The sequence below is a fragment of the Candidatus Cloacimonadota bacterium genome (assembly GCA_011372345.1).
Lineage (GTDB): Bacteria > Cloacimonadota > Cloacimonadia > Cloacimonadales > TCS61 > DRTC01.
The window spans coordinates 1-1,670 of the sequence record DRTC01000422.1; the positions used below are offsets into that span (position 1 = coordinate 1).

The window sequence follows — 1,670 nt, forward strand, 5'->3', positions numbered from 1 at the left end:
AATATCAATAATAGCGGATTGGGTAAAATCCAGACCGATCGATAATAACTATTACATCGGGATTGGAGTTTCATCAAAAACAAAAGGAAGTACCGATCATATCCAGATAGCGAAAGATAATGCTCTAAAAAACCTTGCTTCCGAAATTACGATAAATATCTCCGGGGAAGTGCTCAGCAATGTGATCGAAAAATCGGGTGTTCTGGAAGAAGAGATCAAATCCAGTATACAGACTTCGACGCAAGCGGAACTGGAAGGTTTCGAGATCCTCGATACTTATGAAGATAAAGAAAATTACTGGATCTATTATCGTTTATCAAAGGAAGTTTACGAAAGGAAGAAAAGAGAAAAAATAGATAAAGCGCTCAATCTTGCCCTGGATATGTTTACCGAAGCAAGATCAAATGAAAAGAATAAAAATATCGAAAAAGCTCTTCTGTATTACCTGCAAGCTCTTAAACCTTTAGAAAAATATATTGGTGAAACTCTAAAAGCAACAATCGACGGTAAAGAGATATTCCTGACAAATGAAATCTATTTCTCAATCCAGAATATTTTATCAAATATCGAACTAAAACCGCAGCCAGCTAAAATCGATGCTAAAACAAACAAACCTTTGAAACAACCTTTGAAAATTATTGCAGATTATAAACTTGATGAACCTTTTAAAGTATCGAATTTACCTTTGAAATTCTATTTTATTAAAGGTTCTGGTGATCTGATAGAAAAAGTCAGGACAAATTCTTCCGGGATCGGGAAATGTGATATCACCAGGATAACTTCTCCTGAAAAATTGCAGATGATAAAATCAGAACTCGATATTTCCAGTTTTATAAACCAGGACAGCACATCCTTTATCTATCGGAATATCCTGGAAAGTTTTCCTCTTCCGGAAACAAAGTTTATCCTGAATGTGAAGGGATTAACCTTTTTTATCGAAGCGGATGAAACAAATCTCGGGAATAAACTCGATGTTCTTTATCTCGAACCAAAACTCAAGGAAATCCTCTCCAATAAAGGATTTTCATTTGTAGAAGATATTTCCGAAGCTGACCTGATGATAACTCTCGAAGCGAGAACGAGAAAAGGTTCGGAAGCTTATGAAATGTTTTCTGCTTATGCTGATCTTACTATTTCTGTTGTCGATATGACTTCCGGGGATGAAGTATATAAAAATTCTTTCACTAACATCAAAGGGATCGATTTGGATTTTAACAAAGCAGGCGTGAAGGCTTTAATGAATTCCTCCGATAAATTGAAAGAAATGATTCCGGAGATCGAGAAGAAGTTGTAGCTCGGAACTTTTAATCCGGCTCCTGACGGATCGTTCCGAGATTAATACTAACCGAACACAATTCGCATTCCCTGTGGTCGCAGCAAGTCGAGTTAATCATGCAATCAATTTACCCATGCTTTATATTTGCCGGTAGAATATTCTGTAAGGAACGCAAAGCATTATTTACGGATTCAGAATCCGGGAAATATTTTCGGACATCAGGTTCTAATAAGATCGAACCTTCTTCGAGTGTAAAATATTTCGTTTCTATTTTTCCATCGGTTTTATGAATTTTGGTTCTCGGCAGAAACCAGTGGGTAATAGATTTTTTCATTCATTTAAATTCACCATTAAATATCCGCATTTTTGAAGAACTTTTAATCTAAAATATTCA

Annotated in this window: 2 protein-coding genes; one reads left to right on the plus strand and one right to left on the minus strand. The window is 35.6% G+C overall.

The features are described 5' to 3' along the window. The first annotated feature begins 1 nt into the window (after window position 1). The gene (locus tag ENL20_08215; protein HHE38541.1) at window positions 2–1,294 is read left to right on the plus strand and encodes a hypothetical protein; all 1,293 of its coding nucleotides are present in this window, start codon (window positions 2–4) and stop codon (window positions 1,292–1,294) included. Between the two features lie 109 nt (window positions 1,295–1,403). Here the strand turns inward: ENL20_08215 and ENL20_08220 are convergent, their stop codons facing one another. After that, on the minus strand, window positions 1,404–1,610 hold the full coding sequence (locus ENL20_08220; protein ID HHE38542.1) for a hypothetical protein: 207 nt from the start codon (window positions 1,608–1,610) through the stop codon (window positions 1,404–1,406). Window positions 1,611–1,670 lie beyond the last annotated feature (60 nt).